The sequence below is a fragment of the Cupriavidus sp. D39 genome, assembly GCF_026627925.1.
Lineage (GTDB): Bacteria > Pseudomonadota > Gammaproteobacteria > Burkholderiales > Burkholderiaceae > Cupriavidus > Cupriavidus ulmosensis.
The window spans coordinates 165,887-180,481 of sequence record NZ_JAPNLE010000009.1 but is presented as its reverse complement, the minus strand read 5'-3'; the positions used below and the strand labels follow the sequence as shown (position 1 = coordinate 180,481).

Below are 14,595 nucleotides of genomic sequence, written 5' to 3'. Positions count from 1 at the left end.
GCGCGATTGCCCGCTCAGGCAGCGCGTGCCAGCTGGCCCAGCTCCGCGCCGAGCGAATAGCTGTCCAGGATGTTGTCGACCAGGCCCGTGGCCTTCTTCCAGTCATAGGTCCGATAGGTGTGCCCCTTGGTCACGAAGCCCGCGCCCGCATAGAACATCTCGTATTGGTTATGGCGCGATGCAAACTCGGACCCAACGGCATCCCACGCCAGCTTGAAGAACTTGACGCGCTCTTCAGGGCTGCAGGCCGGGGATTTCTGCGTCTTCTCGATGATCCTGGCCAGCTCCGGATTCTCGAAATCGTGAAGGCTCGACGGCAGCATGATCATCCCGCCGCCTGCCAGCTCACGCAGGGTATTGAGCACCTTGGCATAGAGCTGCTGGGTGATCACCTGCGACCCGTACAGGAGGTTGCGGTCCGGCATGAAGTAGCCTCGCTCCATGCGTCCCTTGGATTCCATGCCGTAGACGAAGGCCTCCACCATCCCTGCCTCGGCAGCGAGCTGGCCCAGCATCTCCCTGACCTGGGGGAAGCCGTTGGTGCCGTTGACCTCGGTAATCTTTTGCGCAATGCCTACCAGGAAGCGCAGCTTCACCATCAGCCGTACCTGGCACTGGTAGTTCTGGTAGCTATGCGCCGGCGTGGCATGAAACTGCCTGGCGCACATGCCGACATCGCCCGCGATAAAGACGCGCTCCCATGGCACCTTGACGTCGTCGAAGTACAGCACCGCATCGTTCTCGTCGTAGCGGCTCGACAGCGGGTTGTCGAACACCGAAGTCGCGTTGGCCTCGTACGACTTGCGCGACATGACTTTCAGCCCCTTGATGTTCATGGGCACCGCGAACGACAGCGCGTACATCTCGTCGCCCTCGCGCAGGGGCTGGATGCAACTGCAGAACACCTCGTTGGCCATGATGCCGCTGGTGGCCAGCATCTTCGCGCCGCGCACCGTGATGCCTTCGGCATCCTGGTCGACGATGCCCACGGCCAGATATTTGTCCTCCTGCTCGTGCGCCGCCTTCGACTGGTTGGCTTGCGGGTTGACGATGACGTACGTCAGGAAGAGGTCGTTGTCCCGGGCGTACTTGTAGTACTCGCGCAGGGCGCCGGCTCGCGCACGGTCATGCTGCTCGAAGACGTCGATCCCCATATACATCCCGGAGATGCACGAAGCTACGTGATCCGGCGAGCGGCCCATGAAGCCGTAGTGCAATTCCGTCCAGGCCTCGAGCGCCATCCGGCGCTCGACCAGGTCGTCATAGCTCTGCGGCAGTTGCCAGATCCGGCTCACGTTGTCGCCGGTATCCGGCGACTCGAATGTCATCTTCTCGATGTTCTCGGGGCGGGCCTGAAAGTCGTAAAGGTTGGCGTAACTACGGATCGAGTTGCGGAAAGCCGGGTGCGTTGTGACATCCGTCACGCGTTTGCCGTCCAGGTAAACCTCTCTGCCGTCACGCAGCATCTCGATATGCTGGCTACCAGTCTTGACCATGTCTTCTCTCCTGAATACGTACCTGTCGTTGACTCACACGGGGGCAGCGGGCGACTGTTCCAGCGCGCGATACCTGCCTCCGAAAAAACCAGTGGCCTGCCGTCCGGCCGGGCCTGGTGGCGAATGACGCGCCCGATAAAGATGACGTGGTCGCCACCGTCGTGTTGCGCATAGGGCTCGCACTCGAACGTGGCAAGCGCATCTGGCAGCAGCACCGGGTCTTCTCCACTGTCGGCCGCCATGCCGAGGCCATCCCATTTGCCGGAGTGCGCCTTGGCAAAGCGGTTGGAAATGTCTTGCTGGCGTTCATCGAGCACGTTGACGGCATACCGGGGGTCGAACAAAGATCCTCCAGGCTCAGGCAACGCCGATCCACCGAGAACAGGATCAAGGGCGGATCGAGCGAGACCGAGTTGAACGACGCCACCGTGATGCCAACGGGCACCCCTTGCTTTCGGGGCGCGGTGATCACGGCCACGCCTGTGGCGAACATGGCGAGCGTGCTTCTGAAGCGCCGCTGCTCATCGGCACCGGCATCGGAATCCACTTCGCGCTTTGCATAGGTTTCGGTCATCATCCCTCCTGTACAGAATCCGAACCGCGGATCCTTTCACTGCGATCCGCCATTCATTTGCCTTTGTTATTTACCTTTGTAACTTAGGTAGTATTGAATGCTATTGCGGATTGCAGTTCAAGTTAGTGAAAACCCTTGGGAACCCATATGCCGCAGCGGGCACACGGCTCACGCTACGCGTACCGTGCTTTTATCTTTGCAACTTACCTATTAATAAATGCTACTATTGAACGATATCTGCCTGACTGAAACCATTGAACGGGCTCTGCCATCGCAGGGCAGCAGGCGCATCGACACGCTTCAGGAGAACAAAGGAATGCAAGGCGAACCCACCGCAGCCCCCATCTACATGGACTACAGCGCCACCACGCCTGTCGACCCTCGGGTAGTCGACAAGATGGTGCCGTTCCTGTACCAGCACTTCGGCAATCCCGCTTCACGCAGCCATAGCCATGGATGGCATGCCGAACAGGCCGTGGAGACGGCGCGCGCGCAGGTTGCGGCGCTGCTGAACGCGGATCCTCGCGAGATCGTCTGGACGTCGGGTGCGACCGAAGGGAACAACCTGGCGATCAAGGGCGCGGCCCATTTCTACAGCGGCAAGGGGAAACACATCGTTACGGTGAAGACGGAGCACAAGGCGGTGCTCGACACTTGCCGTGAACTGGAGCGCCAGGGCTTCGAGGTCACGTACCTCGACGTCGGGAAGGATGGCCTGCTAGACCTTGACGCCCTGCGCGCGGCGCTGCGTCAAGACACCATCCTCGTATCCGTGATGATGGTCAACAACGAGATTGGCGTCATCCAGCCAGTGGCGCAGATCGGGGAGCTATGCCGGGCAATGGGCATCCTCTTTCATTGCGACGCCGTGCAGGCTGCCGGGAAGATCCCCATCGATCTCGATGCACTCAAGATCGACCTGCTCACCGTGACCGCGCATAAGGTGTACGGGCCCAAAGGCATCGGGGCGCTCTACGTGCGGCGTAAGCCGCGGATCCGCATCGAGGCGCAGATGCACGGCGGCGGGCATGAGCGGGGGATGCGATCCGGTACGCTGGCAACGCACCAGATCGTCGGCATGGGTGAGGCTTTCCGCATCGCCAGGCTGGAACTAGCCGACGAATCTCGCCGGGTTGCGGGCCTGCGGGACCAGCTGCTGGCCGGGCTCAGGCAACTCGACGAGGTCTATGTCAACGGCGGCATGGCAAACCGCATCCCCCACAACCTCAACGTCAGCTTTAACTTCGTTGAGGGGGAATCCCTGATCATGGGCATCAAGGGTGTGGCCGTGTCCTCCGGCTCGGCTTGCACATCCGCGTCGCTTGAGCCGTCCTTCGTGCTGCGCGCATTGGGGCGCAGCGATGAACTGGCGCACAGCTCGATTCGCTTCACGCTTGGGCGGTACACGACCCAGGCGGAAGTGGAGCAAGTGATTCAGATGTTGCTGGCCACGGTCACCAAGCTGCGCCACCTCAGCCCGCTGTGGGACATGCATTGCGAAGGCATCGACATCGGCTCTATCAAGTGGGCAGCCCACTGACCACGGTAACCGCGCAGCGCCTTGGAGTGAACCGTCATGCTTTTTGCTGCCGCGCCAGCAGGTGCGCCAGATCGAGCGCGGCGCGATCCCCGTTGACAACAAGGCGATCCACCACCGAGCACAGCACCTTGAACTCAGTGCGGGTGACGCCCTCGAAGAGGACGTCATTGATGCGCTGCTGCACGGGAGTCAGCTCGTTCAGGAGCCTGGAGCCAGCCGCGGCCACGGTGAGCAGCATCTTGCGCTTGTCTTCTGGGTGGGCTTTCTTGTCGATCAGCCCGAGCTGCTTGAGCTTGCCGGTTTCGACAGTGACGAAGGGCCCGCTCAAATGAAGATGCTCCGCCAATTGGTTCACCGTCACTTCGCCCTGTTGCGAGAGATGTGCAATGGATCGTATCAAGGAATACTGGACGCCCGTCAGGCCGATCAGGCTGCCGAACCCGTCGCGCACGGAAAGCAGGCGGGCGGCGAACGGCAGCAGGCCGCTTACCAGGTGCCGGAATTCACTATCCGAGCCGTCGACCAGACAAGCCGGATGGGTGATCGTCAGCGCCTTGCCCTTCGTGTTGGTTACCATGCCTTGTTGACTCCCTTATCCCGATACACTGTTAGTTACTCAGCTAGTTGCGCTGCTAGTTGCGCTGCTAGTTGCGCTGCTAGTTACTCTGCTAGCTGCTGTATTAGCTAGCTAATTTAGCTTTTTGCAAAATACTACACACACATGGCATTGCGCTAGCTTTTGCGCAGATCCCGCGTCCGTCGCCCCCTACCCCCAAGACACATCCCGGAACGCCTCCACCAGAAAATCCACCAGCCGGCGCACCTTGAGCGGCAACTGCTTGCGCGTCGGATACACGGCGTAGACGCCGAACTCGATCGCGCGGAACTCGGGCATCAGTTCAACCAGGTCTCCGCGCCGCAGCTCGTCCTGCAGCATGAAGCTCGGCTGCAGCATGATGCCGCCATGTGCCAGCGCAATGGCGCGGCAGGTGTCGCCGTTGTTGGAGTACACCCGGGCGCGCGTGCTCACGCTGACCTTGCCGTGCGGGCCATCGAACTGCCACTCGTCGCGGCCGGACCAGTTGGTATAGGCCAGCACGCGGTGCTCGGCCAGTTCATGCGGATGGGTTGGCGCGCCGTGCCGCGCCAGGTAGGTGGGCGAGGCGCATAGCACCATGCGGGTGGCGACCAGCTTGCGGCTGATCAGCGCGGAGCTGGGCATGTCGCCGATGCGCACCGCCAGGTCGTAGCCTTCGTCGACGAGGTCCACCACGCGGTCGTTGAGGGTGATGTCCAGGTCGACCTGGGGATACGCCGCCATGAAAGTGCTCCAGAGCGGCGCGAGGTGCACGATGCCGAACGTGAGCGGCACGTTGATGCGGATCAGCCCGCTCGGCTCGTGCGTGCGGGACGTGATCTCGGATTCGGCATCGTCCAGCGCCGCCAGCACTTCCCGCGCGCGCTGGTAGAAGATGCGCCCTTCCTCGGTCAGCGACAGCCGGCGCGTGGTGCGCTGTAGCAGGCGCACGCCCAGGCGCTGTTCCAGCGCATCCACATGGCGCGAGACCGCGGCCTTGGACATGCGCAAGCCTTCGACCGCGCCGACGAAGCTGCCGGCGTCGACCACGGCGGTGAATACGGTCATTTCCAGGGCGCGGTCCATGGGATTGCCTCGCTTTCGGCTGATTGTCTCGATAATCGGGACTATATATCACGCGACCGGCAGTTTATCTGCATCGAATGAATCAATAGACTAGCAACATTCCATATGTCGTTGCAGGCTGCGGTTTTTGCCGTGGCCAACGGAGAATCGAGATGTCTACCGCACTTCCCGTCCTGTTTGTCTCCCATGGCGCGCCCACCTTCGCCATCGAGCCGGGCCTGGCCGGCCCGCAGCTCACCGCGCTGGGCCGCACGCTGCCGGCGCCCAAGGCCGTGCTGGTGGTTTCGCCGCACTGGGAAACACGCGGCGGCGTGCGCGTGACGGCAAGCGCGCAGCCCGAGACCATCCACGATTTCGGTGGTTTCCCGCGTGCCCTGTACGAGATCCGCTACCCGGCGGCCGGGCATCCGGCATTGGCCGAGCGCACGGTGGCGCTGCTGGCACAGGCCGGGTTCAACGCCGGGCTGGATCCGCAGCGCGGGCTGGATCACGGCGCGTGGGTGCCGGTGCGCCACCTGTATCCCGATGCGCAGGTGCCGGTGTTCCAGGTGTCGCTGCCGCAGCCGCTAGACCCGGCCGGCGCGCTGGCGCTGGGCCGTGCGCTGGCGCCGCTGCGCGAGCAAGGCGTGCTGATCGTCGCCTCCGGCAGCATGACGCACAATCTTTATGAATTCCGCGGCCAGACCGGCAGCGATGCACCGTACGTGGTGGCGTTCACGCAGTGGGTGCGCGAGGCGGTGCGCAACACCATGCGCACGGGTGACGTGCAGCCGCTGATCGATTACCGCCGGCTGGCCCCGGACGCGGCGCGCGCGCACCCGACCGACGAGCATTTCCTGCCGCTGCTGGTGGCCATCGGCGCGGCCGAGGCAGGCGAGCCGCTGGCGGTCATCGACGGCGGCATCACCTACGGCATCTTGTCGATGGAGTCGTATGTGATTGGCTAGGCCAAGGCAGAAGCCGCCCAGCCCGTTGCGGCCTGATCCCTATCCACAGCATCCCGAGGCGACATGAACACCACCCGCACTGAAATCAGCCCGCTGACCGAAGACCCCGCAAGCGGCCTTCGCTATCGCTTGCGCAAGGCGGAAACGGCCGCCGCGCCCGCCGCGCGGCTCCTGCTGCTGCACGGTGTAGGCAGCAACGAGACCAGCCTCGCGCCCGTGGCCACCCGTATCGACCCGCGCGTTGAAGTGCTGCTGGTGCAAGGCCCGCTCACCTTCGGGCCCGGCCAGCATGGCTTTTTCGAGGTCAGCTTCGCGGGTGGCGCGCCCGCCATCAACGCGGGCCAGGCGGAGCGCAGCCGCCAGCAACTGATTGCCTTCATCCGCGCCCTCCATGCGCAGGACGGGGCCCAGCCAGCGCGCACCGTCATCGCCGGCTTCAGCCAGGGCGGCATCCTCAGCGCCAGCGTTGGCCTGAGCGCGCCGGCCGACGTGGCCGGCTTTGCCGTGCTGAGCGGACGCATCCTGCCGGAGATCGAGCCGCAACTCGCCCCGCGCGAGGCGCTTGCCGGCCTGTCGGCGTTCATCGCGCATGGCGAGTTCGACAACAAGCTGCCCGTCGCGTGGGCCGAGCGCGCGGACCAGTGGCTGGATGCGCTGGGCGTGCCGCGCCAGTCGCGGCGCTACCCCATCGGCCATGAGCTGAATGCCGACGTGGTAGCAGATTTCCAGCAATGGCTGGCCGGCGTGCTTTTTCCTGTCTGATCGATAGCCTGAACAAAACCCCAATACCCGCCCCCACCCGCATGTACAAGAAAGGCACCGCAGTAGAGATCCAGTTTTCCCCGCAGCGCTTGAACGACGGCGCGGGCGATCCGTACTGGATCGACCTGACCACGGAAGAGGCGCAACGGCTGCTTGTGCAGTTGCAGGCGCGCCTGGCGCCCAGCGGCGAAGCCACGGCCGCGCCGCTTGTCTTCAGCTTGGACGAGCCGGAACAAGAGAACGCTGCCGGGCAGCCGGAAGCCCCCGCCGCGGCAAAAGTCACGTCCGCCGCCACCGACGAGTTCAAGCAATGGGTGTGCATCATCTGCGGCTGGGTCTACGACGAAGCCGCCGGCCTTCCCGACGACGGCATCGCGCCCGGCACCCGCTGGGAGGACATCCCCGACGACTGGCGCTGCCCGTTGTGCGACGTGGGCAAGGAAGACTTTGCCATGGTGGAGTTCTGAGCGGGGCTGATCAATCTGGTTGTGAACGCAACCATTTTGGAGTATCTTGAACTGGTTGCGCACACAACCAGGAGACAAGACATGTACCAGCGCGAAGTCCACGCCGCATCCCTGCCGGTGCTGAACCCCGACGGCATGGATACGCCGCGCCAGGTTGTCATCGCCGGCGGCGGGCCGGTCGGGCTCGCTGCCGCGCTGGCCCTGGCCCGCCACGGCATTCCCAGCGTGGTCCTGGAGGCGGACGACGGCACCTGCGAAGGCAGCCGCGCCATCTGCATCTCCCGGCGCTCGCTGGAAATCCTCGACGCGCTCGGGGTTGCCGCCCCGGTGCTGGAGAAAGGCCTGGCATGGGCGGGGGACGCAGCTACTACCGCAACGAGGAAGTGCTGCACTTCACCATGCCGCACGAGCCGGGCCAGGCCTTCCCGCCTATGGTCAACATCCAGCAGTACTACATCGAGCAATTCCTGCTCGACGCCATCGCGCGTTACCCTGGCCTGATCGAAGTCCGTTGGCAGAACCGCGTTACCGACGCCGCGCAGGACAGCAACGGCGTGACGCTGGCGGTGGCCGCGGGCGACCACGCCTACACGGTACGCGCGGACTGGCTGGTGGCGGCCGACGGCGGCCGCAGCGCCGTGCGCGATGCGCTAGGCCTGTCGCTGCGCGGCATGCAGTACGAGGGCCGCTACGTCATCGTGGATATCGCCATCGACGCCCCGCGCGAGGTCGAGCGGCTGGCGTGGTTCGATCCGCCATCCAACCCCGGCTCCACCATCCTGCTGCACCAGCAGCCGGACAAGGTATGGCGCATCGACTACCAGGTCGGCGAGCACGAGGATGCCGAGCAGGCGGTCAAGCCGGAAAATGTGCTGCCGCGCGTGGCGAGCCACCTCAAGATGATGGGCGTGAGCGCACCGTGGGAGCCGCTGTGGATCTCGATCTACAACGCGAAGTGCCTGACGCTGGATAGCTACGTGCACGGCCGCACGCTGTTTGCCGGCGACGCCGCGCACCTGGTGCCCATCTTTGGCGTGCGCGGCCTGAACAGCGGCTTCGACGACGCCTTCAACCTGGCCTGGAAGCTCGCCCTTGCCGTGCGCGGCAAGGCCTCCCCGGCTTGCTGCCCTCCTACTCCACCGAACGCGTGGCGGCCGCGCGCGAGAACATGCGCTTCGGCGCGAAGAGCACGGAGTTCATGGCCCCGCCCTCGCCCGCCTTCGCCCTGATGCGTGAAGCCGTGCTGGGGCTATCGGCCGCGCACGCGAGCTGCGCTCGCTGATCAACCCGCGCCAGACCAGTCCCGCGGTGTTTGCCGACTCGCCGATTGCCGCGGCGGACGACCCCGGCTTCAAAGCCGGGCCGGCGCCGGGCGCCACGCTGCCGGACATGCCGCTGGTCGGCCCGGACGCCACGCCGACTTCGCTGGTCCGCTGCATCGGCACGGGCTTTACCGCCTTCTGCTTAGCCGGCGCCGGCCAGGACCTGGAGGACACCGTGCCCGGGCTGCGCCAGCTTTGCGCCAGCGGCCTTGCACTGGATTGCCACTTGATCGCGGGCACGGCGCCTGCCGCGGGCAGTCTCAATGACCCGCAAGATGCTGTGCGACGGGCGCTGGACGCGGTGGACGGTACGCTGTACCTGGTCCGCCCGGACGGCTACGTCAGCGGCCGCTGGAGACAAGCCCGCGCCAGCGATGTGCGGGCTGCCATCGCCCTTGCCATGCAGATCGATTGAAGCCGGAGAACAAAATGCAAACGACCATGAGCCCGAGCGAGCTCGATGAGATCTACACGGCGATGTGCTACCGCATGACCGCGCTCGGCGAGCCCAACGCCTCGCTCTACCTGGCCCGGGTGGCGCTGCTGGCGCTCAGCCGCCATGCCGGCTTTGCCGATGCCACGCGATTGCTCGATGAGGTGTCGCAGAGCTTCGAGGAAACGGACAACAACCCGGAGCGCGCATCATGACGAGCCCCAAGCCCTCCCTCTCCGGGTTCGCCACCTACCGCCTGCACCGCATCGTCAAGCAGTTCGACCGCGGCATCGCGCAGGCGTACTCGGAAGCGCTGGACCTCTCGCTGAGCGAAGCCAGGACGCTCGCCGCTATCGGCGAGTTCGGCCCCTTCCTGGTCATCGACCTGGCACGGTTCGCCAACCTGGACAAAAGCCAGGCCAGCCGCGCCGCCGATCACCTCATCAAGCAAGGCCTGGTCAAGCGCGAGCCCTCGCCCACCGATGGCCGCGCGGTGCTGATCTCCTTGTCCGCCGAGGGCAAGCCGCTGTACCAGAAGATCATGCGGATCGCCTCCAGCCGGCACGAGACGCTGATGTCCGCGCTTTCTCCCCAGGAGCGCGCGGTGATGGAGCTCGCGCTGGGCAAGCTGCTGACGCAGGTGGAGTCGATGCTGCAGGACGACGCACGGGCTATTGACGCTGGGTAGCGGCCACCGCGGAGGCAGGCGCGACGTTGCATGGTGTCTCCCATTGATTGCCGGGCTGCGCGAAGCCCGCCCGGTATTATTTGATGCACAGTTAATTAATGATCGCAAGTTAATTGACAACAAGCCAAATAAGGAATTTCCGCTACTGGGGAGAGCAACAGCCGGAGGCGGGAATGCGCAGGGTGCGGCTCGCCGTCACGAAAGGCAAGCGGAACGAGGGCACCAGAATCAGGCTTTCCTGGCGCGGGGCTTGCGCGGCGCGGCGGCGCTGGGGCTGGCCACGGGGGCGGCGGCAAGGCCCGCGCCCCGCTTCCAGCCCTCGATGCCATCCAGCGTAATGCGCAGCCCTTCCTCGAACGCAATCTCCGAACTCAGGCGCGAGAACGACTTGCTGACAAAGCGGGCGCCGGGATACTGCAGCGGCGACACGGCATCCAGCTTGCTCTCGATAAAACGCTGGTGGTGGACCGGCAACTGGCGGGAGGCTTCCGCCATGCTGGCGGACACAAGGTATTGCGCCAGCAGATGGTAGCCAAGCGCGACCTGGTCAGCATTGAATCCGCCCTGCATGAGGGCCGACGTCATCCGGTTGAAGAACTCCATCCCGTAGTCGGTCTCGCCCGGCTGCACGTCCTGGAACAGCCGGAAGCGGTTGTGCGAGGCCACATAGATGCTCACGCCGGGGTTTTCGATCGCCACCTGGAAGCTCAGCCGCGCGAAGGACTCCACGTCGTGGCGCCAGTCTCCGGTAAGCGACGAGAGCCGGGCCAGCCGCTGCCGGTAGTAGTCATTCAGCACGCCGGAAACCAGTTGATCCCGCCCGCCAAGGTAATAGTGGATCAGCCCGGGTGCCACGCCGAAATCCTTGGCCAGCTGGACCATGGAAATCTGGTCCAGCGGCATGGTCTTGGTCAGCTCGATGGCGCGCTGCAGGATGGCGAACCGGCTCAGCGTGGCCTCCGCGCCGATGGGCGAGTCCGTCTTGGGCGGACGGCCCCGGCGGCGCGGCGTGGCGGGAGGGCTTTCGGCTACGGTGGCGATTTTCTTGGCGGCTGGCATAGGTCGGTGGCAGATCGGTGCAGATCGGTGCAGATGGCGCGGCTTGATAATTGCGCCAGTGCTAATTCTACCCGTCAACGGTCCCGGCCTGGCCCCAAGCCCGTGCTCATGCGCTGGCGGCTGCCGGCGCCACGGCCGGTAGATCGCCCGCACGCCGGTACCGGCCAAGGGAAAGCGTCAGCGCGCCGGCCAGCAGCAACATGAAGGACAGTACCAGCAGCGGCGCATCGTAGCTGCCGTGGCGGTCGAACCAGGCGCCAAGCCCGATCGGGCCGATCACCGCGCCAAATCCGTAGCCCGAGAACGCAATGCCAAACAAGGCGCCAAAGGATCGCAAGCCGAAGTACGAACGCACCAGGTAGGAGATCAGATCACCCTCCGCGCCGATGGTGAGGCCGATCAGCGTGGTGGCCAGCAGCAATGCCTGGTAGTCATGCGCCGAGCGCAGCAGGAAGATGCCCAGCGCGCCACCGCCAAAGAACACGCAGGCGACGAACGGGGCGTGGATCCGGTCGATCAGCACCCCGGTCAGGATACGGCCGATCAGCAGGCCGATGCCCACCATCGAGGCGCTGCGCGCCGCATCCGCCGGGCTGAAGCCGCGGTCGGCGAACATCGCCGGCAGATGGGGACCTAGCGACAGCGTGGCGGAGGACGCCAGCACGAATACCGCCCAGATGGCCCACAGGCGATAGCTGCGCAGTGCTTCACCAAACGGGACGCCATCCACGGCCTGGCCACGGGCGGCGCCCAGCGCCCGTCCGGCCGTCTTGCGCTCACGCAACAGCGAGCATGCCAGCAAGGACAAGGCGATCGATCCCGCGCCGAGCACAACATAGGCAGTGCGCCAGCCGTATCCGGCCATAAGATACTGCGCCGTGGCGGGCATCAGCACGGTGCCCGCCCCCAGCCCGCACATGGCCACGCCAAGTGCGAGGCCAAGACGGCGGTCGAACCACTGCGGCAGCACGGCGAGATAGCCAAGCACCGACGTGGCCGCGCCGAACACGCCAACCACCACCGACAAGCCGACCCACATGGCCTTGCTGCCGTTCTGCAGCGCCATGCAGGCGGTGGCAATGCCGAAGACCACCGCGGACACGGCGATCACGCGCCGCACGCCATAGCGATCCATCATGGTGCCCACCAGCGGGCTGACCACCGCCAGCCCGAACATCGAGGCCGCGTAGGACAGCGACGCCTCCGAGCGGCCCCAGCCGAACTCGGTGGCCAGCGGCCGCACGAACACGCCGGCGGTCGCGTTGAACAGCGGCGCATAGCCGGCCAGCATGCCGAGCGCCGCGCCTAGCACTACCGCGATATAGGTCCACCTTCCGGCGGGGGACGGTGCGCGATGGGCTTCCTGAATCATGTTGTCTCCTCGGGCGCTGATGGCCCTTTCGTTGCGCCTTCGTTGTGCTTTCGTTGCGCTCGTTGCCTACGCCAGCCCGGTCTTGCTGCCAAGATACGCGCCGGAACCCGGCGCCACCGCATCGAGGCCCAGGCGCCGCAGCATCTGCCGCGCCGTGCAGATGGCCGTCGAGGTGACAGGCACGCCCAGCGCCAGCTGCGCGCGCTCGATCGCGGCGAAAGACGGCATCTGCACGCACGCGGACAGCACCACCGTGTCCACGCCGGCGGTGTCCAGGCGCTTCATGTCCTGCAGCAACTGCAGCGGGTCGCGCTCGCCGACTTCCAGGTTGTCGAGGATGGAGAAGTTGATCGCATCCTTGACCTCGATGCCCTCGCTCTCGATGTACTCGACCACGGTGCGCGTCAGCGCGTCGCTGTAGGGCGCCATCAGCGAGATGCGCCTGGCGCCAAAGTCCTTCAGCTCCTCGACCAGCGCGCCGGCCGAGGTCATGATCGCGGGCCGGTAAGGCGCGTCGGCAATGGCCGCGTTCAGGTCTTCGATCACTTGCCGGTGGTAGCCACGGCCCATGCACATCGTGGCCACCAGGCAGGCGGTGCTCATCACGTCCACGCGCGCATCGGCGAGCTCCAGCGCGCAGCGGCCCATGTCGCGGTTCATGCGCTCCAGCTCCTCCGCCACCACGCGGTGCATGCGCACGCGGCTTGAATGAAAGGAGAAACGCTCCGGCAATCGCTGCATGCGCCCGGCAAAGATGGCCGGCACTTCGCGCTCCATGGTGATGTTGGAGCTGGGGACAATCTGGCCAATTCGGTAATTCATCTTGGGTTCGCTTTGGGTCTGAGGCTCGGTCCGGGCGGGGACGGTGGCCGGCTTGCGCAGGAAAACGCTGAGCGCGGCGCGCAGGGAATCCGGGATGGGCGTGCCCACGCGCGCGTCCAGCCGCACGCAGATCGGGGAGAACATGGCATCGAACACCAGCGCACCGTCGGGGCGGCGGGCGATGCAGCGGATGTCATAGGCGCGCGTGCGGATGGCTTCGACAAAGCACTCGATGTCGATCACATGAGCACATACTCGGTGGCACGCATCATGGCTGCGGCGCGGTGAGATCGGAGACGCCCGCGGCCGCCAGCTCGGCGATCAGGATGGGATACTGCTCGCGCAGCCGGTTCACATCCACGCGACCGGTGCGGGTCATGAAGCGGTAGACGAACTCATGCGGCGTCGCCACGTTCATCCACTCGCGGATGCGCTCATACCAGTTGTACGAAGCCTCCGATGCGTGGATCAGCTTGGCCTTTTGCGGGCGGCGCACGTCATCGTAGCGCTGCAGCGCCGCCGGCACGTCATCGGGGAACGCCACGATGGCCTCGGCCAGCGCGATCGCGTCTTCCATGGCGATGCGGGTGCCCGAGCCGATCGAGAAGTGGGCGCTGGTCAGCGCATCGCCAATCAGCACCTGGTTGCCAACGTGCCAGGTCCGGTTGACCACGACCGGGAACTGGCGCCAGTTCGAATGATTGGAGACCAGCTTGTAGCCACCCAGCTCCGCGGCGAACACCGTCTCGAACAAGGCCTGGCGCGCCTCGTTGGACATCGCGTCCATGGCGAATTCCTGCCAGGTCTGGTGATCGCACTCGGCCACGAAGGTGCTCATGGAGTCCGAGTACGGGTAGTAGTGCGCTACAAGATAGCCACCCTTGTACTGCCGGAACACCAGGGCCGGGTTGGGGAACGCCTTCTCCACGCCGTACCAGGCAAAGTGGTTGGTCAGGTTGCGGCGCGTGGTGCCAAAGCCCTCCTCGTTGGACGCCCGCAGCAGCGAGTTGACGCCGTCCGCGCCCACGACCAGGTCGGCGTCGATGGCCGAGAAGTCGCTGATCCGCTGGTTGTACGTCACGCGCACACCCAGCTCGCGGGCTCGCGCCTGCAGCACCGACAGCAGCTGGATGCGCGGAATCGCGCCGCCGCCCGCGCCGGGGCGCTTCATGGTGATCGGGGCCTCATGGCTCACGATGGTGTGCTGGTCGCTGAAGCGCATCGCCTTTGCGAGCTCGTCGACCACTGCCGGCGAGGCAGCACGCAGGTTGGACAGCCCGGTGTCGGCCAGCACCACGCCGAAACCAAAGGTGGTGTTCTCCGGGTTTTGCTCGTAGATGTCGATCTCCACCGACGCCAGCCGCTCCTTGAGCAGGATGGAGAGGAAGAGCCCCGAGGGGCCGCCTCCGATGATGGCGACTTTCATGGCGGCCTTCATGGCGGCTTTCAT

At 65.2% G+C, this 14,595-nt stretch carries 13 protein-coding genes and 2 pseudogenes; 7 read left to right on the top strand and 8 right to left on the bottom strand.

Going from position 1 to position 14,595, the window contains the following annotated elements:
- Nucleotides 1–14: 14 nt before the first annotated feature.
- Both OMK73_RS12355 and OMK73_RS12350 read right to left on the bottom strand, forming a co-directional pair.
- Nucleotides 15–1,496, bottom strand: a complete 1,482-nt coding sequence (locus tag OMK73_RS12355) for a 4-hydroxyphenylacetate 3-hydroxylase family protein (RefSeq protein ID WP_267602323.1) — start codon at nucleotides 1,494–1,496, stop codon at nucleotides 15–17.
- Between the two features lie 33 nt (nucleotides 1,497–1,529).
- Nucleotides 1,530–2,070, bottom strand: a pseudogene (locus OMK73_RS12350) (flavin reductase family protein).
- A 316-nt stretch (nucleotides 2,071–2,386) separates the two neighbouring features.
- Between OMK73_RS12350 and OMK73_RS12345 the strand changes: the two are divergent.
- Nucleotides 2,387–3,610 (top strand): IscS subfamily cysteine desulfurase, encoded by a 1,224-nt coding sequence (locus OMK73_RS12345; protein ID WP_267602322.1) that lies wholly within the window; start codon nucleotides 2,387–2,389, stop codon nucleotides 3,608–3,610.
- Between the two features lie 34 nt (nucleotides 3,611–3,644).
- On the opposite strand, the gene OMK73_RS12340 is transcribed toward OMK73_RS12345, so the two are convergent.
- Both OMK73_RS12340 and OMK73_RS12335 read right to left on the bottom strand, forming a co-directional pair.
- Nucleotides 3,645–4,187, bottom strand: coding sequence for a MarR family winged helix-turn-helix transcriptional regulator (locus tag OMK73_RS12340; protein WP_267602321.1), 543 nt, complete (start codon nucleotides 4,185–4,187; stop codon nucleotides 3,645–3,647).
- A gap of 189 nt (nucleotides 4,188–4,376) precedes the next feature.
- Nucleotides 4,377–5,273: a LysR family transcriptional regulator gene (locus OMK73_RS12335; RefSeq protein ID WP_267602320.1), complete on the bottom strand. Its 897-nt coding sequence runs from the start codon at nucleotides 5,271–5,273 to the stop codon at nucleotides 4,377–4,379.
- 152 nt (nucleotides 5,274–5,425) lie between these two features.
- Between OMK73_RS12335 and OMK73_RS12330 the strand changes: the two genes are divergently transcribed.
- The 6 genes and pseudogenes from OMK73_RS12330 (at nucleotide 5,426) to OMK73_RS12305 (ending at nucleotide 9,892) form a co-directional block, all read left to right on the top strand.
- Nucleotides 5,426–6,220 carry a dioxygenase gene (locus tag OMK73_RS12330; protein WP_267602319.1) on the top strand — a complete coding sequence of 265 codons (795 nt, stop codon included), beginning with the start codon at nucleotides 5,426–5,428 and terminating at the stop codon, nucleotides 6,218–6,220.
- A gap of 63 nt (nucleotides 6,221–6,283) precedes the next feature.
- Nucleotides 6,284–6,982: an alpha/beta hydrolase gene (locus OMK73_RS12325; protein WP_267602318.1), complete on the top strand. Its 699-nt coding sequence runs from the start codon at nucleotides 6,284–6,286 to the stop codon at nucleotides 6,980–6,982.
- Between the two features lie 41 nt (nucleotides 6,983–7,023).
- Nucleotides 7,024–7,449 (top strand): rubredoxin, encoded by a 426-nt coding sequence (locus OMK73_RS38305; RefSeq protein WP_324291722.1) that lies wholly within the window; start codon nucleotides 7,024–7,026, stop codon nucleotides 7,447–7,449.
- 135 nt (nucleotides 7,450–7,584) lie between these two features.
- Nucleotides 7,585–9,186, top strand: a pseudogene (locus OMK73_RS12315) (FAD-dependent monooxygenase).
- A gap of 14 nt (nucleotides 9,187–9,200) precedes the next feature.
- On the top strand, nucleotides 9,201–9,419 hold the full coding sequence (locus tag OMK73_RS12310; RefSeq protein WP_267602317.1) for a hypothetical protein: 219 nt from the start codon (nucleotides 9,201–9,203) through the stop codon (nucleotides 9,417–9,419).
- Nucleotides 9,416–9,892, top strand: a complete 477-nt coding sequence (locus tag OMK73_RS12305; protein WP_267602316.1) for a MarR family winged helix-turn-helix transcriptional regulator — start codon at nucleotides 9,416–9,418, stop codon at nucleotides 9,890–9,892. Before OMK73_RS12310 ends, OMK73_RS12305 begins: the two co-directional genes overlap by 4 nt.
- A gap of 228 nt (nucleotides 9,893–10,120) precedes the next feature.
- Here the strand turns inward: OMK73_RS12305 and OMK73_RS12300 are convergent, their stop codons facing one another.
- From OMK73_RS12300 to OMK73_RS12285, 4 genes are all read right to left on the bottom strand, one after another.
- The gene (locus OMK73_RS12300; protein ID WP_267602315.1) at nucleotides 10,121–10,951 is read right to left on the bottom strand and encodes a TetR/AcrR family transcriptional regulator; all 831 of its coding nucleotides are present in this window, start codon (nucleotides 10,949–10,951) and stop codon (nucleotides 10,121–10,123) included.
- Between the two features lie 106 nt (nucleotides 10,952–11,057).
- Nucleotides 11,058–12,323, bottom strand: a complete 1,266-nt coding sequence (locus OMK73_RS12295) for an MFS transporter (RefSeq protein ID WP_267602314.1) — start codon at nucleotides 12,321–12,323, stop codon at nucleotides 11,058–11,060.
- A gap of 66 nt (nucleotides 12,324–12,389) precedes the next feature.
- Entirely contained in the window at nucleotides 12,390–13,145 is a 756-nt protein-coding gene (locus OMK73_RS12290) for an Asp/Glu racemase (protein WP_267606343.1), read from the bottom strand.
- Nucleotides 13,146–13,413: 268 nt separating this feature from the next.
- Complete coding sequence (locus OMK73_RS12285) at nucleotides 13,414–14,571, bottom strand: FAD-dependent monooxygenase (RefSeq protein ID WP_267602313.1); 1,158 nt, start codon at nucleotides 14,569–14,571, stop codon at nucleotides 13,414–13,416.
- Nucleotides 14,572–14,595: the final 24 nt, after the last annotated feature.